We start from the raw sequence: 19,801 nt of genomic DNA, 5'->3' as shown, positions 1-19,801 counted from the left end.
CCCTGCTGGGGTTGCCGGCGCGGGCGTTCGAGCTCGCGACCTGGTCGCGCCCGAAGGTCGGCCCGGACATCCACGTCACCGTTGTGGGTAAGACCCTCTACTCGGTGCCCTGGCGGCTGATCGGCCAGCACGTCGACGCCCGCGCTACCGCGCACACGGTGCAGATCTTCCACGACGGCGCGCTGGTCAAGATCCACATCACCAAGCCTCGGGGCAAGCAGACCGACTACGCCGACTACCCGCCGGAGAAGATCGCCTTCCACATGCGCACCCCGACCTGGTGCCGCGAACGCGCCGCTCAGATCGGCGAGTCCGTCACCGCCGTGGTCGGCGAGTTGCTGGAGGTCAACGCCCTGTTCCGGCTGCGCGCCGCACAAGGCGTGCTCGGGCTGGCCGACCGCTACACCCCGGACCGGCTCGAGGCGGCCTGCGCCCGCGCGCTCGAGGTCGGCGACCCGACCTATCGCACCATCAAGGGCATCCTGGTCGCGGGCACCGAGCACCACGCAGTGGCCCGCGCCGCCGGTGACGGCGGCGCCGCCGCGCACCTGCACGGACCAGAAGCACTGTTCGCCGAGCCAGCACCAGCCCGCAGAACCAGCACCCCGAACGTCGTCCCGCCCACGACGCACGTCGTCCCGGCGGCCGACACGCCCACGAACGTCGTCCCCATGCCCACCACGTCCATTACCTCCGGGAAGGGGCGCCGGCGATGAGCGCCGACAACGGCCTGCGCGCGGCCCTGCGCACGCTCAAGCTCTCCGGGATGCTCGACACCCTCGACGCGCGCCTGGCCCAGGCCCGCGCCGGGGAACTCGGGCACCTGGAGTTCCTCCAAGTGCTCTGCCAGGACGTGCTCTGCCAGGACGAGGTCGCCCGCCGTGATCAGGCCGCGTTCGCCCGCCGGCTGCGCCGGGCCCGCTTCGAGCAACAGGTCACCCTCGAAGGCTTCGACTTCCACGCCAACCCGAAGCTGCCCGCCGCCCAGATCCGCGACCTGGCCGCGCTGCGCTGGCTGGCCGCCGGCGAGTCGGTGATCCTCACCGGACCGGTCGGGGTCGGCAAAACCCACATCGCCCAAGCCCTCGGCCACCAGGCCATCCGGCACGGCGCGGACGTCCGCTTCGCCAAGACCAGCCGGATCCTCGCCGAACTCGCCGGCGGACACGCCGACCACAGCTGGGCCCGAAGGCTGCGCGAGCTCGCCCGACCTGCACTGCTGATCCTCGACGACTTCGGGATGCGCGAGCTGACCGCCGCCCAGGCCGACGACCTCTACGAGCTGATCAACGAACGCGCCGGCCGATCGCTGCTGCTGACCTCCAACCGCTCCGCGGTCGACTGGTATCCGCTGTTCCCCAACCCCGTCGTCGCCGAGTCCCTGCTCGACCGACTGATCAACACCAGCCACCACATCCACATGAACGGCGCCAGCTACCGACCCAACAAGCGCCCCGGCCGCGCCCCCTGGCCCCCGAAGAGCAAGCCGGGTAGAACCACCACCACGGACCGGGCCCCAGGGAATAACTTGATCATAACCCCAGGGAATTGCCTGATCGTCCACAATCTATGGCGCTTCGATATCCAAGGAGACGGTCTCACGGATCACCGACTCGGTGATCGCCGAGATGCAGGACTGGGTGTCGCGGCCACTCGATGCGGTGTACGTCGCAGTGTTCGTGGACGCGATTATGGTGAAGGTCCGGGCTCTGGCGCACTCCGTGTGATCCGGGGCCGGCCGGCCGGCACGCGGCCGTTGAAGAAGGACCGCTTCGTCCGCATCAACTCCAGCGGCACCGAGGTCGACTGGAGCCTGGTCGAACACGCCCGCCAACTGGCCGGGTTGAAGGGCTACGTCACCAACCTGCCCGAGTCCACCATGGACGGGCTCGCCGTGGTGGCCGCCTACCACGACCTGTGGCAGGTCGAGCACAGCTTCCGCATGGCCAAGTCCGACCTACGGGCCCGACCGATCTTCCACCGCGAACGCGACGCCATCGAAGCCCACCTCACCGTCGTCTTCGCCGCCCTCGCGGTCTCCCGACACCACCTCCAAGACGCGGCAGGCGTGACCATCAAGAAGCTGGTCAAGGCCCTGCGTCCGCTACGCACCGTCCGTGTCGATGTCGGCGGGCACCCCATCACCGCGGCCCCGCAGATCACCAGCAAGGCCCGCGCCATCCTCGACCAGCTACCCGCCATCACCGCGCCGGGGCACTAAACCTGTGCAACTCAGGCCAGACCCGAGTGGCCGAAGTCGGGTCAAGGACTCGAGCGTATACTCCTTCGCGACAGCGAAGGGAGCAATCGCGGTGACGAAGAAGCCCAGGCGCTCCAAGCAGCTCCGCTTCGAGGAGATTATCGAGGCCGCGGCTAAAGTGTTTGCGGCCAACGGGTTCGCGGAGGCCACCATCTCGCAGATCGCTGCCGAGATGGACATGACCGGAGCAGCCCTCTACTACTACGTCAAAAGTAAGGACGAACTTCTCTATCTGGTCTGGCAGCGGGCTGGTGCCCGACTCCAGAAAATGATTAATGCGGTTATGAGAACCTCACAGTCACCTGAGGAGAAGCTTCGCCAGGCCTTCCGGGAGCATTTGACGGTCATCACCTCTGATAAGGCCATCTACGAAGTACTGATTCTACATCGGAATCGACTACCTGAGTATGGGCGCGACAAGATGCTCGAAGAAGAGCGTCTCTACGTGCACACGTGGGCCGACCTGCTCCAGCAGGTGCCGGACGCTCCTTTGACCATCGAGCACCCCCGGATGGCCGCGATCGCCATCAATAGCACGCTCAATGCAGTGATCCGTTGGTACGACCCTGCTCGGAGCCCCACACTGGACGAGATTGCCGACTTTTATTGCTCGTTGTTCGTTCAGGGGATCAAAGAGACGCGCTATCAGTAGCACGCCTCCCGGCCTTTCCGTCGCGCGCACCGGAGATTCCGATGACCACCACCAAGAGCCTCCCCGGTGCTCAAGTACTTTGACTTCCTCGAGAACACGTGACTGGTCATCCCTGAAGGAACGGGGCCGGTCAACTCTCGGATCGGGGACCCCTTGCGGGTGGCGGGGCGCTTGTTCCCCCGCTGCCCGTAAGGGCGTCCCGGCACGGCCGGCGAGGCTCGCGGTCAAGGGCCGGCCGCAGAACGGTCGCGCAGCGACGCGCAGCGCCCTTGACCGGGAGACCGGCCGTGCTAAGCGCCGAACCGGGCGTCACCACTGGAGCGGTTCGACGGCAGCGGAAGACACCTCGACCAGGCCCGCCGATGGCCCAGCTTCTTCCGGGCATGCCTGCGCCTCCGACACCGTCGAGACGGGCCAGTCATTGACGATGCTCGAGCCCGATCTCCGACGCGGTCAGTGGTGGCCCAGCCGCAGCCGCCCTGCACACCGGTCCTGATCGATAGCCGCGCCGACGGGGAGTCCGAGAGAGCGGGTGTCTACTGAGTACTCGGCGGGCTCGGGTTCCTTGACGTGCGGTCACCCCATCCCAGCGCTCTTGGCGCTCCTGTCGATCACGCAGAAGATGCTGCCGTCCGGGTCGACCAGGACGACGAAGTCGGGGGCCGGCGAGTAGTGGGGACAGTCGACCCGGGCGCCGCCAGTTGCTCCAGGTGGGTGATCTCGGCGTGCGGTTGGTCGGTGTAGAGGTCGAGGTGTACCGGGCCGATCCGGCGCGCCCTCCTCGGTGCTGGTGATCGAGATGTTGAGGCGGTCGCCTTCCGTGGGGGTGAGCACGGCCCAGTCGGGTTCGGGTTCCTCGCGTAGCCGGTAGTCCCGGGATGTGCTCCAGAACCGGACCGCGCGCCCGACATCGTGGGCGCCGAGCACGACCGAAACGATGTTCAAGGGGCATGTCATGCAGGCTGGAGCGCTGCGCCCGGTCTGTCGAATCGGTCCGCGACCGGACGGGCCAGGCGGGTGCGTGCATGTGCGACAGCGCCCGACGGGCCACCGGCACCGCGATGAGTGGCGCCTCGGCGGCGGCGCTCTCCCAGAACACCCGTTCTCGGCAGGAGTCGCAGCTCAGAGCCCCTATCGGTGCTCCGCCGCCATCCGCCTGGTCTCCTCCGGGAGTCCCGGCGAGGACGCTTCCTGGTCGCTTCCGCCCCGTGGATTGAGACCTACGATAATCTCCCGTTATCTGACCTAACGTGCGGCAGTGGGCCGCGCTCACGGCCACGAGAGGGGCTTCGATGGGCACGGACCCGGCTTCAGGGGAGGCCACGATGCGTCTCACTGGACACCCGTGGCAGCCGTGAACGAGCCCAGCGACGTCGCAGACCCGACCTTCGCGGGGGAGCGGAGCATCGCGGCGCAGCGGGCGGCCTCTCTGGAGGCTCTGGCCGCCCGGGCCGACGACCACGCCACGGCGTCGCGGGCGCCACGGACCCGTGCCGCCTACGCCGGTGACTGGTCGCACTTCGACCGGTGGTGCGCCGCCGCCGGCATCCATGCGCTTCCTGCCGGGGTGGACACGGTGCGGCTGTACCTCGCGGACATGGAGGCCACCCGCACCGCTGAAGGCGAACATGTGTTCTCGCCCGCGACGATGGCCCGCCGCCTGGCCGCGATCGCCGCGATCCACCGCGACGCCGGGTACTCCTCGCCGACCCGGGACCCGGCGGTGGGCGCGGTGCTGACCGGGATCAAACGAGCCCGCGCGCACACGACGCGCCAGATGCGCCCGCTGCTGCTCGACGACCTCCGCACGCTCCTGGCTGGCCTTGAGTTCGGGACGTGGCCAGCAGGGCTCACTGCTGCCCGCGACGCGGCGGTTCTGCTCATGGGCTTCGCCGGAGCGCTGCGCCGCGGCGAGCTCGCCGCGCTGACCGTCGAGGATCTGACCTTCCACCCCACCGACGGGCTCCACGTACGGATCCGGCGTTCCAAGACCGACCAGGTCGCCCGTAGTGCGGTCGTCGTACTTCCCTACGGGGCACACGCCGGAACGTGTCCGCCGTGCGCGGTGCTGCGCTGGCTGCACCTCCTCGCCGCCGCCCGCGAGGGCCGGGCCGCGCTGATGCGTGCGGTCCTGACCACCCCACGCTGGGCCGAGCACGAGCACCTCTATCCGCACCCCCAATCGGCCACCGAGCCCCCCGACCCGCCGGCCGGCTTCGGCCGAGGCATCCGGGCACCGGAGCCAGCGCTGCCGGGGGAGACGCCGCTGCTGCGCGCGATCCGCCGCGGCGGGGCCCTGACCGACGCCCCGGTCACCGGGGACGCGCTACACGCCCTGGTCCGCCGACGCGCCCAATCTGGGGGGCTCCCTGGCCCGGTAGGATTCCACTCGCTGCGTGTCGGATTCGTCACCACTGCCCGCCGCGCTGGCGCGGATCACCGCGCGGTGCGCCGTCAGACCCGTCACACCAGCGACGCCATGATCGAAACCTACGACCGCGACCACGCCCCCCTACTGGGCAACGCCGTGACCCGGCTCGGCCTGTGAGCAAAAATCCGCCCACCTCGACGTCGACCAGCGACGCGACCCAGGCGATGACGGTGGAGGTCGCGTCCGCGCCTCGGGACGGCGCCGGGCCCGGCTATGTGGGGGAGTGGGCGCTGTTTTGTGACTACGCCACCGCCACCGACCAACCCGCGTTGCCGACCACCGTGGCCGCCCTGACGGGGTTCCTCACCGCGCTGCCTGCTCGGTCTGACACGCTGGCCCGGCGTGTGCGGGCGATCGCGACCGCCCACCGCCGCGCCGGCTACCTGCTTTCTCGCCCGGATGACGGGTCCGCCGCGCCCACGCCCCCGCGACCAACCCGACACTGGGGCGATGCGGGCGCGATGATCGCCGCGTGCCCCACTCGGGGCTGGCCCCACGGCCTGCACGGCCGCCGCGACGCCTTCCTCATCGTGCTCACCGTCAGCCTCGCCCACCCCTACCCCGTCGCCAGGACTCTGACGCCAACCGAGATCACCACCGACGCACCGCCTGACCCGTCGGCGGGCAGCACCGCCACCGCCGACGGCGGTGCGGTGACCGTCGCCGGGCAGACGGTTCCCACAGATCCGGACCCACAGGTGTGCTCGGCGTGCGCGGTGGCGCGCTGGCTCGACATCCTCGGCACCCTCGATGGCCTCGGCCGCGGCTCGGCCCGCATGGACCTCGTCGCCGCCGACGCCGTCACCCCGGACGACCCCCACCGACACCACCCCCGCGCCCCGCACCGCTGGCCCGGCGCCGCGGTCCTGCTGCCGGCCATCGACCAGCACGGCTGGCACGATGACTACCGTCCCATCACCATCCGCACCATCCGTACCCGTCTAGCCCTCGCCGCCAGCCGAACAGCCCTGACCGCCCCGGCGAACCGGCTACTACCGCACTCGCCCGACGGACCACCGGACTCGGCGGGGCCATGGCCTGCCGGAGCACCGCCTGCGCGCACCTCGCCAAGCCTGAACGACGTGCTGACGCTCCTCGACAATGTCGCCGACCACGCCGACGCCCTCAACGACCGGATCCAGGCCCTACTCGACGGCCGCCACTGACCTCGACATCCGGATCGAAGCGACCGCCGGCGGTGCGCTCGAGGAGTCGGCAACCGGCGCGCTGGGTGTCGGACGCGGTCCTGGTGACCTACGGCCGCCGACGCCCTCAAGACCTCACCGTGCAGCGCGAGGACCCCTGACGGGTCGAACCGGGTCTGGCGCCGATCCAGATAGCGGCTTCACACACGACGGGTCGTCCACCCCGAGCTGGGCGACGGCTTAATCGAGAACGGCGGTCGGTACATCCAGCGTGTCGATCAGGAACGTACCCAACGCCCGAACGGCCACCAGCTTCAGCAGCCGCCCGCCGACCCGCTTCCCTCGACGAGCCTCACGGGTCCCCTTAGCCTGCGGACGCCAGTCCACGCCCGGGCCACCTCGATGAACTGATTCTCCCCCGAGACCTCGACTATGTGCTGAAGGTCCTCGACTCCGGGAGCCGACGACGCGGACATCCCCAACGATGGTATGCCAGAACTTGCTCTCCCGACATCGTTCGCTGTAGTTGTTAAACACAGCGTCGACGTCGTGACCCGAAACACCCGATGAACAGGAGGCACCGGAGGAGCTGTTCATTCCGATCGATACCAGATCCCAATACCGACAGGAACTGATGCGAATCGGAGCGGCATGTTTATGGCTAAGTCCCTCCGGCAACTACTCGAAGCGCCGATATCAACGCCACGGGAGCCCTTCGTACCGTTCTGCTACCGCACCACCAATAACCCGCATAACGGTACTTGATCGACCTCTTATCGCTAGCACTCGAAACGAAACCCCATACGGGGATTGTCCGGCATGCAGACGCAGGAGTCGAAGATGTTTCGAACACTAGGCGCGAGCGAACTCAACTTCGCTAACGCCCCATCGTCACCAATTATCGCTTGCGTGACCATGCGCGGTAGGCTAGACCACCGTAGACTCCTCTCCGCATTCAGAAGATTGTGTGAAGAATGCCCTCTGTTGAAATCGAGGCTCACGCACAACGGCGCGGACTGGCACTTCACGCTGGATGATAAATGCGTCGAACCAGCCATGTCGGTTGCATCCTCCCGAAGCGACGCACTGAATAAATTAGGCCAAGCGCGCTTCGATCGTAATTCCACTCTATCCACCTTGACCGTATTTGAAGCTGACAGCGAGACAACTGTCGCGCTCTCAATCGACCACATCATCGGTGACGGGAAATCGCTTATAGCACTGCTAGAACGATTGGCTGTCTACTACTCCTGCAATAACAACACCGAAAGCCACCCATACGACCGCTATGAGCCTCACCTCCCTGAGTCCGTCGACGTGCTCTTAGAGCACGCGTGGACCAGCGAGCAGGTTCTTCACTACATTAATACAGTAACCGATGAACTCGCAGGAAAACCAGTACTGAGAATCACGTCTTCGAACGAAGTCAGGTCAGCTACACCTGATTTCACGATGTTTTCCTCCACGTTCGACGCGGTTCAGTCTGACCGCCTCAGAACTATCGCGAAAGCCTGGGGGGTCAGGTTCAGTGCACTTGCGCTAAGCGCAATTGCTAAGGCCATAAAAGTCGCTGCAGCGCACGATCGCGATGACGACCGGCCCGTTGTACTGTTTGTACCGGTCGATCTACGGAACAGAGTTCACCCTACTGTCGAGGCTCTGCACATGACGAACTTTGCAGGAGCTATTGGATTCCGTAGCATACCGCGCTTCAGCAGGTCCGACAGCATCCGCCATATTGCAGATCAATACGATTTCCAGCTGCGGCAAAGCTTGATGGATCACGACGCAGAGCGAGGCATCCTCGCAATGGCGCGGCCAGACTGTCCAGATATCGAGAGCCCCACCTGCGTTGTCTCCATTCTCGGCGATCTCGATTATCCGATAGTATTTGACGAGAATCGGATCGAGAGCATCGATGTTTGCGGTCTAGCACCGGGCCGCGCACCAATAATTTTAGTAACGCGTTACGCGCAGGAGCTGACATTCAGGTTTTGCTTGGACGGCACACTCTTCCCCTCGAGCGATATGGAACGAGTAGTCGAGCAGTTCAATTGCCTACTCGAGCAGTTGCTGTCCGAGGAAGTGTCGCTCTGACAAGCGACAGTCGACGACACGGCGAGAGACGTGGGTTGGGTGGCGAATTCGAAGGACGTTGGCCGGGGCAGACAGACGCACCGAAGCTCGAAGTCTCCAAACGTGCAGTTCGTCGGCCCACTTGGTCGGCGAGGAGCTGGTGGTTCGCTCCGGCCGGCCGAACTCGACGTGATTGGGCCGCCGGTACGTTTCGGTGCCGCGGCCTTCTGCCGCCATGCGTGGCCTCGAACCCCCACGACGAGGCCCGCGCCCCAGACTCCACGTACGGATCCAGGAAGGGCATCGCATGCGCAAAGCACGACGCAATGACAGAAGATTCACCCGGCCACGGTGCGCCGATTGTGGGGAGCAAGAATGAGCGTGCTTGCCCTAGATATCGGCGGATCCAAGGTCGCGGTCCGCGCCGACGGCCGTGAGCCGTACGCCGCGGTGGTCCGCTGGGCCGAGGGGGCCGACTTGGCCCAGGATCTCTCATTGCTGCGTACGACGCTACTTGCCGCGGTCTGGGCGACTGGTCGGCCAGAGGCGCTCGGTGTCGCGTTTCCAGCCACAGTGAACCGTCGCGGAACGGTCACCAGCTGGCCGAACCGGCCGCACTGGGTGGGCATGGACTGGCGGGCGTTCCTCGATGAACTGCTTCCGCCGGATGTGCCCGCCCGTTCCGCGGACGACGGAGATCTCGCCGCGCTAGCGGAGGCTGAGCATGCCGGTCTCGCCGACATCGTCTACCTCGGCGTCGGGACGGGAATAGGCGGCGGCATCGTCCTGGACGGGCGTCCTGTCCCCGGTGCGGGAAGAGGCTCCTGCGAGATCGGCCACATGATCGTCGACACCGCGGGCGACAAGTGTGAATGTGGACGGCACGGCTGTCTGCAGGCCACCGCGTCGGGAAGCGCGGTGCTGCGACGAGCGGGCGTCCTGCGCGGCGGCCCCGTCGATTTTGCCTGCCTAGAACGGGGTTGGGTGGACGGGGAGAACTGGGCGGTCACCGCGGTCCGGGCGGGATGCGTCGCCCTCGCAGCCGGCGCGGTCAGCATAGCCGAGATGGTATGTAGCGACGTCACCGTGATCGGCGGTGGCTTCGCCCAGCTCCCCGGCTTCGTCGAGGTGGTCGCCGAGCATGTGGAGTTACTCCAGCGGGACGGTCACGCTCTGCCCGAGGTTCAACGCTCCACACTGAACGGAGCTTCCTCGCTGCAGGGTGCGCTGCTCCTGGCAGGCGAAGCCCGCACCGCAACTACCGCACCGCGGTGGAGCTGACCCGACGATGCTCTTACCTGGCGACGATCAGCCACCCAACAGCACGCTGTCCACGCCCGAGGCCCCCTCAGCCGCCAAGCGGTCGCGCTCCACCCGTCGCATCGTTCGCCGATACATATCGCGGGTTCGGCTCTGCGGACACGTCTTCTGCCACGGCTTATTCCGACCGCTGAAGTGCAGAATAGACGCCACCTCCTCGGCTCGCAGCAGCGATTCGAGGCTGACCACATCCTCCGCGGAATGGACGTAGTCATTTCTGCCGACAATAATCGACATTGCAAACGTGTTCCATTCCGGGGCTAGACGCAGCCACTCATCGTCCGCTGCCCAGTTTAATGCGTCCTGATCGGGAAAGCGAACCTCGTCGCGCCGATCGGCAAGAATCGAGCACGCCCGGTCGAGAACACCGCTGGCACGGCATTCGTCCAAATCTAGCAGAAGAACGCCGGAGTTGAAGTACTCGCGGTCGGCGGCGAATTCGCGCGAGGTCGGGAGCGCCCCGCCGCAGCCCCAGCGTCGGTCGCACCGAGTCTCGGACGGCCCCAATCGCGTGACCCTCCATCGGCAAGATCAGCAGCTCCCGCAAGTCGCCCCTGACGAGCACGTCCGAGTCCAAATACAGCACCCTGCTCTCGTCGGCAAGTACCTCGTGAACGTTCAATCTCAGATAGATCGCGGTTGTGAATCTATTCAACACCGGGTAGCGTCGGTCCACTGGCGGACTCCGGACAAGCTCCACTGTCAACCCCAGCCGCTTGCCGTGCTCGACGATCCGAGTATTCGAGGTACGGCCTAGCTGATCATAGAGTATTATGACGCGGATATCCTCCCGACAATGCCCGTGAGCCCAGGCCAAAGATTCGAGCAGTACCCGGACAGGCAGCTCGAAGTTGTCGTCCACGGCGCATACGATCGGCGGGAGCGAATTCAAACTCTGAACCCTTCTCTTTGAGATGTCATCACTATGCAATGAACCATGCGGCAGAGACGGACTCTACGGCGCTTAACCCATATGCCAATCAATCGTCTGCTTCGGATCGCGCGATGACGAAACTTCGATAGCAGCCAACTGCTACAGCCATCTCACGGTCAATCTGCCAATGACATGAATGGCCGGGGTTACGCAAGACTCCCTGCGTTGTCCGGACTCCTGCTCCGGGGGCTCTCGGCTGTCGCCCCTGACGGGCCGACCGTCTCCGGCGGCAGCTTGAACACGCCGTAGGAGAAGCCGCTGGCGTGCACATGTCCTCTAGATACCTGGACCCCGTGCACAGCCAGGGGGCAGGCGCCGTCGGCGCCGACCGGTGCGCTCGCAGGTTCCCTACGGCCGTTTACGACAACAAGGAGGCGCTCCCGCCCACCTCGGGTGTAGACGAACGGGTAGTCGCCATGCAGTACCTCCACCGGTGAGTCGCCCCTTAAAGCGGACGTGTTCCGGCGCAGGTGAACGAGCCGCCGGACGTGGTGCAGCAGCGACGATTTATCCGCCAGCGCGCCGGCTACGGTCGGCCGCTGCGGGTCAGCATCAACGGGCAGGTAAAGGGCCTGGGCTGGCGCTGTCGAAAACCCGGCGTTCGGGCCGTCGTCCCATTGCATCGGAGTGCGCGAGCCCTGCCGGGCCTGGGTTCCACACTGGCTGCCCTCCTTATCCGGCAGACCATGCACGAATCTCATACCTATCTCGTCGCCGTAGTAGACGACCGGCAGCAACGGCCAGGTTAGCTGGAACGCAAACGCCGGAACCACCATATCGCGAGTTCGCGGGCCGCAAACTAGGCGGGAGAAGTCGTGGCTGGCAGTTGGTAACGCGACCAGCCCGGAACCGCCGGCGGCCGAGTTGGCCGCCTCCCACCAAGCGTCGAGGAATGCCCCCATCGAGCCGCGTCCGGCGGCGTCGAAGTAGCAAGAAGCGTCATCGCTCCACGGGCCGCGCGTGCCGGTGTTGTTGTCCCATAGCGACCGCAGGGCCGGGCCAGCGAAATGCAGAAAGAAGTCGGCGTGGAAGCCAGCCCGAAGGGAAACGGTTGGCTCGCCCCACTCCGCGAGCAGTGCACGATCGGGATACGCGGCGTCGACCCACTCGCGCATCTGTCTCCACAGCCTGGCCGTCTCAACGTGGCCGGGATCGTCCTTGACCAGGGAGGAGGCCATGTCGACACGAAAACCGGAGACGCCGCGATCGAACCAGAAGCTCATGATCTCTCGCAAAGCGGCCCGGTTGGCCAGCGGAGCGGCGGCGTCGACGGGCTGGCGCCAGGGTTCGCTCGGGTCGGGGCGCGCGTAGCCGAAGTTCAGCGCCGGCTGGATGGGATAGAAATTGGCACGATAGAATCCGCCCTTCTTCCCCCGGTTGGCTACCCACTCGTGCGAGGGCGGGACCGCGTTGTCTGACCAGATGTACCTGTGGTCGCCGGGCGTGTCGGCCGACTCCTGGAACCACGGGTGGCAGTGCGAGGTGTGCCCCGCCACCAGGTCGAGGATCACGCGGATCCCCCGGTGGCGGGCCGCGTCGATCAGCGCCGTCGCGTCCTCGTTCGTCCCGTAGCGGGGCGCAATCGTCAGGAAGTCCACAACGTCGTACCCGCCGTCCCCGAACTCCGATGTGAAACACGGGCTCAGCCAGATGGCGCCGACCCCCAGCCACTTGAGGTAGTCCAGATGTTCGCCGATGCCGCGTAGGTCACCAATGCCGTCACCGTCGGAGTCGGCAAACGACGGTGGGTACACGTGGTAGAGCACGGTGTCCGCCAGCCACGACGGAACCGGGCGGGTCTGCGCGGTCACAGAGGATCAACTCCCCTCTCGGAGGCGTTGGCCAGGCTTTGGTCAGGGCAGCTGGACGGACATGGCGTGCCGGAAGAAGTTGAGGGGATCCCACCGCGCCTTGGCCTGCCGGAGATGCGCGTAGTTATCCCTGTAGTACAGGTCGTGCCACGCCGACGTGGACCTGTTGAACGTCGGGTTTGCGATGTCGGTATCAACGTCGTTGACATAGCAGCCACCGGTAACGCCATCCGGGACCGGAACGCCGCCGGTGTCCGCGTGCACGGATCCGTAGAACTCCCGATTCCAGGTGATGTTCTTGACGTCGTCAGCAGGATCCTCCCATTCGACCGACCACAGCAGGTTCAGCGAGCAATCGCGGTGTGCGAACGCTGTGGCGTTCCTGTCGACCGCGTTGATTCGCCCACCGTACCCAGAGATCGACACGCCGATCTTTGGGTTCTCGATATCCGGCCGCGTGAGGAACCGGTAGAACGCCTCGACCTGGCGGTCTGTAAAGTTTGCTCGCATATAGGAGGACTTATAGTCCCCTCGTATTGTCGGGTGGTTCGACGCGCCACCGTTGAACGCCACTGACTGCAGCCACGACAGCCGCTGTGCGGTGGACCGTTGGACCGGGCCGAGACCATCGAGGGCCTCCGCCAAGTAGCGGTCGAGCAGCCGCTGGGCACCGGGCGGGCTGCCGTGTACCTGGGTTCCCAAGGTCAGCTGACCGCCGGAACAGTGCGGCATGATCATCCCACCGGTCACCGCCAGGTAGGGCGACGTCGGGTCCTTGTTCTTCTCATGGAAGGCCCCGACGTTCTTCAGCAGCCTGCTGAACCGCTCCTGGGTCATCTCGCTCCACGGCAACGAGACGGTGCTGTAGAGCACCTCCGCCGGGGGCTGGGGAAGGATCTTGCGAGGGTCGTTCCCCAGCGCCCCCGGGGAACGGAACAGGTAGCGGGTGACGACGCCGAAGTTCCCGCCACCGCCGCCGCTGTGGGCCCACCAAAGGTCACGATTGGGATCGTCGGGATCTCGCGTCGCGACCACGGCACGTACTGTGCGTTCGGCGTCGACTACGACCACCTCCACCGCGTAGAGATGGTCCACGGCCATCCCATGGAGTCGCGCGAGATGCCCGTGCCCTCCGCCCGCGAAATGCCCGCCGGCACCGACTGAGTGGAAGATTCCCGCCGGGATGGTGACGCCCCATGTCTTGTACAGCCGCTCGTACATGTCTGCGACGACGGCGCCTGGCTCTACGGCGATTGCCCCGAGCTGGGCGTCGAAGTAGACGCGGCTCATCTGGGAGAGGTCCAGTACGACCTGGGTCTCCGGGTTGTATACGAAACCCTCGAGGCAGTGGCCACCGCTGCGCACCGTGAGCCGCTTGTCTCCGAGGACAGCCCGCCTGACGACATCGGCGACCTGGTCCGGCGAGTCCACCATGTACACAGCTTCAGGTTGGCCGACGTAGCGGGGATTGACGCCCTGAACCACGTCGTCGTAGCGCCCGTCTGCCGGCGTCACGACGACGGGCGCGGTGCCCGTGCCCGTCGGCGGCGCCGCCTGCGCGGGCGCAAGCACGGACGGGCCTAGCACCGTGGCTGCGGCGCCCGCCGCGGTCGTTCCCATGAGGAAACCCCGCCGCCCAATCCGAGCGTTACCGTTCACGTCCGTTCCTTCCGATCACGATCGTGATGCGCATCGACGGCCGAGAGCGGACCGCGGCACGGTGCCACAGCCCGGGGCACGGCACCGCTGGCTCGGCGCCCGGGGACTGGCGGGGCGCGCAAGACAAGGTGAGCCACGCTAGGCACCGTTTGAGTCCGCGCGAGCGTCTTGGCGTCGCTCGACCTCAACAGCGAAGGTCTGCCACGCATAGGCGCAGTTTCGCGCGAGGTCCGCGAGGACGGGCCTGCAATGCGATGGAAGAAGGTTTACCAAGCTGTCTAGGTTGTCTGATATGAACTGGGTTACGGCGACTATGAACTGGGTTACGGCGACGACATGCAGTAGCTTCCGGCCCGCCAAACTCAGCCGCAACGATGGGTCGCGCTGCAGCATCTGCACGGCACCCGTCGGCTCGAACGTCTTACCCGCCTCCCTCGGAGGGGCGCTTTCCGTAGTCGCAGGGATCGGCCGATCGGCTTCGCTCGAGGCGTTCTTGCGGCGGGACTGGGGAACGGGATCTTCACCCCGCCGTAGCTTCTCTCGCACGTCGCGCACCGTTCCCACAGCGATGCCGGACGACCGGGCGATAGCGCTCAGGGAGGCGTCCGGCTGCGCGGTGATCAGCTTGGCTGCCCGTAGGCGCCCGGCCGAGCTGTCCAGGGGCCGCGCCCGGCCGTCCTTCCCAATCCGCACGGCGTCCACCCGTGTAGCATCGCCCCGGAGGGAGCTGATCTTCTTCGCGGAGAGACCGGTGACCTTCGCGATCGCCCGGTCCGACCACTGCGGAAAGAATTTGATGATCTTTCGCGCGGCCGCCTCACGGTCGGCTTTTGACAGCGGCAGGCCGTGCGTGGTGTTCGCTTCGACCGCCTCGACGAAGGCAGACTCGTAGGCCCCGTCGTAAAACGTAACCTCGATCGACGAGTCACCCCGCATGGCCGCCGCCCGCAAGCGGTGCGCCCCGTCGATGACCTTCCTTGTTTGTCGATGGACCAGGATTGGCGGCAGCTTGTGGTCGAGATCGGCGAGCATGCGGACGTACTCGAGGTCCTCACCGAATCTCCGTGGCGAGTCCCCCAGAACCAGAGATCTAACCTCGAGCAGAGTCGATCCGGATTCGCTCGCATCAGCCTGCGGCAGTTGCGATCCACACATCAAACATGACCCCTTGCTTGATTGTTTCACAGTTTCCCAATTACTTCCGCTGCCCGCCTCTACTATTCGCGGTGGATGGCCGAGAAGTCGTCGAACAAATACGGAATTCGGCAAGGCGGAGGTAGCCGAAGTTCATGTCGAGTTCATCGACGCCAGTATCGAAACGCGGACGGACGAGCACCGAGCCACGGAGGTCCTCCGCCCGGCGGAGGACCGAGGTGGCTAGCCGCGTGGCCACAACGCGGTGTCGCCGAAACAAGTTCCACCCCCCGGGTCGGGACGCAGGTGCGGAGATAGACTCACGCTAATCCCAAAAATTGTCTACACGCAGTCACTGCCCGTGTCCAGCCGGTTCCGGTGGGGAGCCAGGCTGGACACAGGCGGCATTCTCGCTGCCCCTACTCGTCACGATCTTGAGTGGTTGAGCGGGCCCCGAACGCAGAAGCTGCCTCGTGACCAGGTAGGACAGAGCTTGCTAAGGTCTATCTGCGCCGGGTCGAGGGGTGCGTCCAGGCGCAGTCTCCATCCAACGTCTGAAGATCGGCATCTCCGTTGAACGGGATGGTGGCGAGATGTCGGGTCGCGGCTGCCGGCGCGAATCCGACTGAGCGCCGAGTTCTCCAAAGGGCTGGCGGTCTTTGGCCGTCACGCTGCGGCGCGGCAACGTCGGCGCTGATACCACCGCCGAACACATCAGCGTCCTTGACCAGGCACTCGTCCAGGTCCCCGACGGCGCCCGCCACGGGCGCCGGATTCTCGTCCGTGCCGACACCGCGGGCTGCACTCGCGCGTTCCTCGCGCAGCTGGGTGACCGGGCGCAAGCCGGCGCTAGACCTGCAGTTCTCGTTCGGCTGAGCGATCACCGACCGCGACCGCTGCGCCATTACCGCGCTCGGCGACCGGATCTGTAACCGTGGTCCACGCTCAAGATTGACCTGCTCTACTGGCCGGCACCACGTTCGCCACCCGCACCGAGGCCGAGCACGCCCCGATCCACTACCTCGACGGCTGGTACAACCCGCGCCGGATCCAGGCGAAGCTCGGCGGGCTCTCGCCCGACGAGTACGAGGACACCTACCATCGCGCGCAGCGCGACACCGACAGATACCCCGTACTCCGGCGAACCGGGGAAGCTCATTCCACCAACCGGCAACTGCAGACAGGCCGCAGTTGCTGGGCAGAACCCATGCGCCGTCCGACCGACGGGAACTCCGCTTGGCGGTTGCGACCTGTCCTCCCCGGCGACCGTCCAGCTGGCCTCGTAGCGAGCGAATGGACGCGGGGGGTCATCTGTGACGATCATCGCCGTCGATGCCAGCCCCCGAGGAACTAACCACAGCATTAACGTGCACCAGCGAACGGAGTTGCCACTCGTCGGTCCTGCGAATAGACAGCGCAGGATCGGGTCGCCAAGAGCAACCCGACTCGGCCTTCGCCGGACAGGCTCGCCCTACCGAGGCCACGAGTGCTATGAGGTGATAGTGGAGCTGCTTCTTCTAAACGGGCCCAACCTGGGCATCCTGGGCCGACGACAACCAGAGATCTATGGCACCGATACGCTGGCCGATATCAACGCCGCGGTCGGACAGGAGGTAGCCGAGCGCGGCTGGACTGTGACCGAAGTCCAGCGCGAAGGCGAGGGCGAGCTAGTCACGGCCGTACAGGACGCCTACGACACGGTGGGCGCCATCGTGAACCCTGGTGCGCTGATGATCGCGGGATGGAGCCTTCGAGACGCGCTGGCCAACTACCCGCGGCCATGGATCGAAGTGCACCTGTCGAATGTGTGGGCCCGAGAGCAGTTCCGGCACGAGTCGGTGCTAGCCCCAATTGCCACCGGGGTAATCGCCGGCCTCGGCGCTCTCGGTTACCGGCTGGCGGCCCGCGCCCTCATGGAGGCCATTCCCGCGGAGTGAGAGTGCACAGCACTCACAGACAAGTTCGCGCCCACCGACCAGGTGTGCGACCGTACGATTCGAGAACGGCCCACGACGACTTCAGCGGTCGCCGGAACCGCCACAGTCCGAGTGAAGCCGTCGCAGGAGAATTAGTTTGATCCGATCAGGGATTGTATGATCCACAGATGCTAGATCAGCTGCAGCCGCCCAAGACCCGTCGCAGAAGAGGCTCCAATGCTCGATGTAGTGGTGTCTACGGATGCCCCCTCGAATATCCGTAGGGAAATACTTGGAGTCGTCGAGTTCAGCAGCGAGGCCCGACCGCCCACTATCGAGGGGGGCCACCCGGTAGTCGGGGTCGCCACGTACCGGAATCCACGACAAGCGGTCCGCGAAGTGTGGACTACCAGTTGCGAGGTCACGACGGGCCGCCGAGGCGATATCGTCTACAGCCAAGACGGCAGGCACCTGTTTGGAGTACTCGCACTACCTGATTCCAGTCGGTACCGCGATGCGGCTAGGACAGCTTATCGACAGCTCGTCGACTTGATCCGCGAGCTCGACTACCCGCACTTGGTCCGCATGTGGAACTACATTTCCGGCATCAACCAGCCGAACGCGGACGGCTTGGAGGTCTACCAAGACTTCTGCCAGGGACGAGCCGAGGGCTTCGAGGCCGCCTACACGGATGTGACCGGCAGCCTGCCAGCCGCCACTGGAATCGGAGCGCACAGCGGTGGCGTGGTGGTGTACTTCGTCGCCGAGAGGTCGGGCAGCTGCGTTCATTTCGAGAATCCCCGACAGGTGCCTGCGCACCAGTATCCACGGACCTACGGACCCCGTTCACCGAGCTTTGCCAGGGCCACGCTATTGCGCGACTCCAATAGGCTCTTCCTGTCCGGTACGGCTAGCATCATCGGTCACCGTTCTGTCGAGCTGGGGCGTCTCGAAGGACAGTACAATACGACGCTCGACAACATTCGCCTTCTTCTCGCAGATATCGAGCGGAAATGTGGCGGCACGATCAGTCTCGGGTCCTTCAGTCTGTTAAAGGTTTACGTCCGACACGCGGCCGACGCACCGTACGTCCGGCAGAGGTTGCGTGAGGTAATCGGCCCCCGCGTTCCTATTGAGGTCTTCACCGTCGACATCTGTCGAAGCGAGCTACTGCTCGAGATCGAGGGGGTGCTCCATGTCGAGCTCGCCGATGCCGCCGATCCGCATGATCATCTCGGCGCTGGAAAGTGGATCGGAGCGGGTGGGCAGAGAGCGCATCCGTAGGGGCCGCGCCACAAAAGAGCTTGTCGAAGAAGAGGAGCACAATGATTGCACCGCATGACACCACGGGTAGTCGCGTACGAGTTGCTATCGCCGGCGTCGGCAACTGCGCCTCATCACTGGTCCAGGGCGTCCACTACTATCGGGACGCTGACTCCCTCGCCCGGGTGCCCGGTCTGATGCATGTCGACTTCGGCGGTTACCACATCCGCGACCTCTAGTTCGTCGCCGCGTTCGACGTTGACGCTAAGAAGGTCGACCGCGATCTATCCGAGGCGATTCTCGCTTCGGCGAATAACGCGGTCCAGATCGCTGAGGTACCGCCGCTAGGAGTCACAGTCCAGCGCGGTCCTACCCACGACGGACTCGGCCGCTTCTACCAAGAGACTATTGAGGAGTCCGATCAGAGTCCGGTCGATGTCGTCGCCGTCCTGCGTGAGGTGCAAGCCGACGTGCTGGTGTCGTACCTGCCGGTGGGGTCAGAGGTAGGCGCCAAATTCTACGCGCAGTGCGCGATCGACGCCGGCGTGGCCTTCGTCAATGCACTGCCGGTGTTTATCGCCTCCGAGCCGGAGTGGGCCGAGCGTTTTCGGGCGGCCGGTGTGCCGATCGTGGGCGACGATATCAAGTCGCAGGTCGGCGCCACAATCACGCACCGGATACTGGCCCGGCTGTTCGAGGACCGTGGGGTGGAGCTCGACCGCACAATGCAGCTCAACGTAGGCGGCAATATGGACTTTCTGAACATGAAAGAGCCGGAGCGTCTAGAGTCTAAGCGGATTTCCAAGACTCAGTCCGTCACGTCCCAAGTGGGCCGGGAGTTTTGCAAGGGTGACGTTCACATCGGCCCATCAGACTACGTTTCCTGGCTCGACGACCGCAAGTGGGCCTACGTCCGATTAGAGGGCCGGGCATTCGGCGACGCCCCGCTGAACCTGGAATACAAGCTAGAGGTATGGGACTCCCCAAATTCGGCCGGCATCGTCATCGATGCCATCCGCGCTGCCAAGATCGCCAAGGACCGCGGCACCGGCGGGCCGATCGTGTCCGCGTCGAGCTACTTCATGAAGTCGCCGCCCGAGCAGTGCGACGACACCACCGCCCGCGACCGCGTCGAGAGATTCATCCGCGACGAGGATCACTGACGGCCGCTCTCACCGGTACCTACCACAGCGGCCACCG

At 65.5% G+C, this 19,801-nt stretch carries 15 protein-coding genes and 4 pseudogenes; 13 read left to right on the top strand and 6 right to left on the bottom strand.

Annotated features, from left to right (window positions below):
* The first annotated feature begins 11 nt into the window (after positions 1-11).
* The 5 genes and pseudogenes from AD017_RS32820 to AD017_RS32810 all read left to right on the top strand — a co-directional run bounded on the left by AD017_RS32820 (position 12) and on the right by AD017_RS32810 (position 2,912).
* Complete coding sequence (locus AD017_RS32820; protein ID WP_174521825.1) at positions 12-716, top strand: hypothetical protein; 705 nt, start codon at positions 12-14, stop codon at positions 714-716.
* Positions 713-1,465, top strand: a pseudogene (istB, locus tag AD017_RS35065) (IS21-like element helper ATPase IstB); the annotation flags it as partial. The gene AD017_RS32820 and the pseudogene istB, both read left to right, overlap by 4 nt.
* A 100-nt stretch (positions 1,466-1,565) precedes the next feature.
* Positions 1,566-1,706 (top strand): annotated as a pseudogene (locus tag AD017_RS35060) (transposase); the annotation flags it as partial.
* A 17-nt stretch (positions 1,707-1,723) separates the two neighbouring features.
* Positions 1,724-2,221: a transposase gene (locus tag AD017_RS35055; protein ID WP_227013421.1), complete on the top strand. Its 498-nt coding sequence runs from the start codon at positions 1,724-1,726 to the stop codon at positions 2,219-2,221.
* A gap of 91 nt (positions 2,222-2,312) precedes the next feature.
* Positions 2,313-2,912 (top strand): TetR/AcrR family transcriptional regulator, encoded by a 600-nt coding sequence (locus AD017_RS32810; RefSeq protein WP_060577574.1) that lies wholly within the window; start codon positions 2,313-2,315, stop codon positions 2,910-2,912.
* A 576-nt stretch (positions 2,913-3,488) separates the two neighbouring features.
* Here AD017_RS32810 and AD017_RS37680 read toward each other — a convergent pair.
* Entirely contained in the window at positions 3,489-3,869 is a 381-nt protein-coding gene (locus AD017_RS37680; RefSeq protein WP_227013415.1) for a VOC family protein, read from the bottom strand.
* Between the two features lie 397 nt (positions 3,870-4,266).
* Here AD017_RS37680 and AD017_RS32805 point away from each other — a divergent pair, with 397 nt between their 5' ends.
* From AD017_RS32805 to AD017_RS32795, 4 genes are all read left to right on the top strand, one after another.
* Positions 4,267-5,460: a hypothetical protein gene (locus AD017_RS32805; protein ID WP_060577573.1), complete on the top strand. Its 1,194-nt coding sequence runs from the start codon at positions 4,267-4,269 to the stop codon at positions 5,458-5,460.
* Positions 5,457-6,509 carry a hypothetical protein gene (locus AD017_RS35920; RefSeq protein ID WP_060577572.1) on the top strand — a complete coding sequence of 351 codons (1,053 nt, stop codon included), beginning with the start codon at positions 5,457-5,459 and terminating at the stop codon, positions 6,507-6,509. The genes AD017_RS32805 and AD017_RS35920 overlap by 4 nt, the downstream gene beginning before the upstream one ends.
* A gap of 798 nt (positions 6,510-7,307) precedes the next feature.
* Positions 7,308-8,585 carry a condensation domain-containing protein gene (locus tag AD017_RS34200; RefSeq protein WP_082539134.1) on the top strand — a complete coding sequence of 426 codons (1,278 nt, stop codon included), beginning with the start codon at positions 7,308-7,310 and terminating at the stop codon, positions 8,583-8,585.
* Between the two features lie 354 nt (positions 8,586-8,939).
* Positions 8,940-9,845, top strand: coding sequence for an ROK family protein (locus tag AD017_RS32795; protein WP_060577571.1), 906 nt, complete (start codon positions 8,940-8,942; stop codon positions 9,843-9,845).
* A 27-nt stretch (positions 9,846-9,872) separates the two neighbouring features.
* On the opposite strand, the gene AD017_RS36940 is transcribed toward AD017_RS32795, so the two are convergent.
* The 5 genes and pseudogenes from AD017_RS36940 to AD017_RS32775 form a co-directional block, all read right to left on the bottom strand.
* On the bottom strand, positions 9,873-10,391 hold the full coding sequence (locus tag AD017_RS36940; protein WP_082399730.1) for a glycosyltransferase: 519 nt from the start codon (positions 10,389-10,391) through the stop codon (positions 9,873-9,875).
* A gap of 43 nt (positions 10,392-10,434) precedes the next feature.
* Positions 10,435-10,746 (bottom strand): annotated as a pseudogene (locus AD017_RS37675) (hypothetical protein); the annotation flags it as partial.
* 218 nt (positions 10,747-10,964) lie between these two features.
* Entirely contained in the window at positions 10,965-12,629 is a 1,665-nt protein-coding gene (locus AD017_RS32785) for an alpha-amylase family glycosyl hydrolase (RefSeq protein ID WP_227013414.1), read from the bottom strand.
* 42 nt (positions 12,630-12,671) lie between these two features.
* Complete coding sequence (locus AD017_RS32780) at positions 12,672-14,288, bottom strand: FAD-binding oxidoreductase (protein WP_227013413.1); 1,617 nt, start codon at positions 14,286-14,288, stop codon at positions 12,672-12,674.
* Between the two features lie 138 nt (positions 14,289-14,426).
* A complete protein-coding gene (locus tag AD017_RS32775; RefSeq protein WP_082539133.1) occupies positions 14,427-15,320 on the bottom strand; it encodes a hypothetical protein in 894 nt (297 codons plus the stop codon).
* Between the two features lie 1,066 nt (positions 15,321-16,386).
* On the opposite strand from AD017_RS32775, the gene AD017_RS37670 reads away from it, so the two are divergent.
* The 4 genes and pseudogenes from AD017_RS37670 (at position 16,387) to AD017_RS32760 (ending at position 19,764) form a co-directional block, all read left to right on the top strand.
* Positions 16,387-16,776, top strand: a complete 390-nt coding sequence (locus AD017_RS37670) for an IS3 family transposase (RefSeq protein WP_349675499.1) — start codon at positions 16,387-16,389, stop codon at positions 16,774-16,776.
* A gap of 145 nt (positions 16,777-16,921) precedes the next feature.
* On the top strand, positions 16,922-17,359 hold the full coding sequence (locus AD017_RS32770; RefSeq protein WP_060577635.1) for a type II 3-dehydroquinate dehydratase: 438 nt from the start codon (positions 16,922-16,924) through the stop codon (positions 17,357-17,359).
* A 216-nt stretch (positions 17,360-17,575) separates the two neighbouring features.
* Positions 17,576-18,622: an FkbO/Hyg5 family chorismatase gene (locus tag AD017_RS32765; protein WP_082399726.1), complete on the top strand. Its 1,047-nt coding sequence runs from the start codon at positions 17,576-17,578 to the stop codon at positions 18,620-18,622.
* 41 nt (positions 18,623-18,663) lie between these two features.
* Positions 18,664-19,764: pseudogene (locus tag AD017_RS32760) on the top strand (inositol-3-phosphate synthase).
* Positions 19,765-19,801 lie beyond the last annotated feature (37 nt).

Origin of the sequence: Pseudonocardia sp. EC080619-01 (assembly GCF_001420995.1) — a bacterium.
Lineage (GTDB): Bacteria > Actinomycetota > Actinomycetes > Mycobacteriales > Pseudonocardiaceae > Pseudonocardia.
The sequence above is the reverse complement of the archived record's forward strand: the minus strand, read 5'-3'. Positions and strand labels throughout refer to the sequence as shown.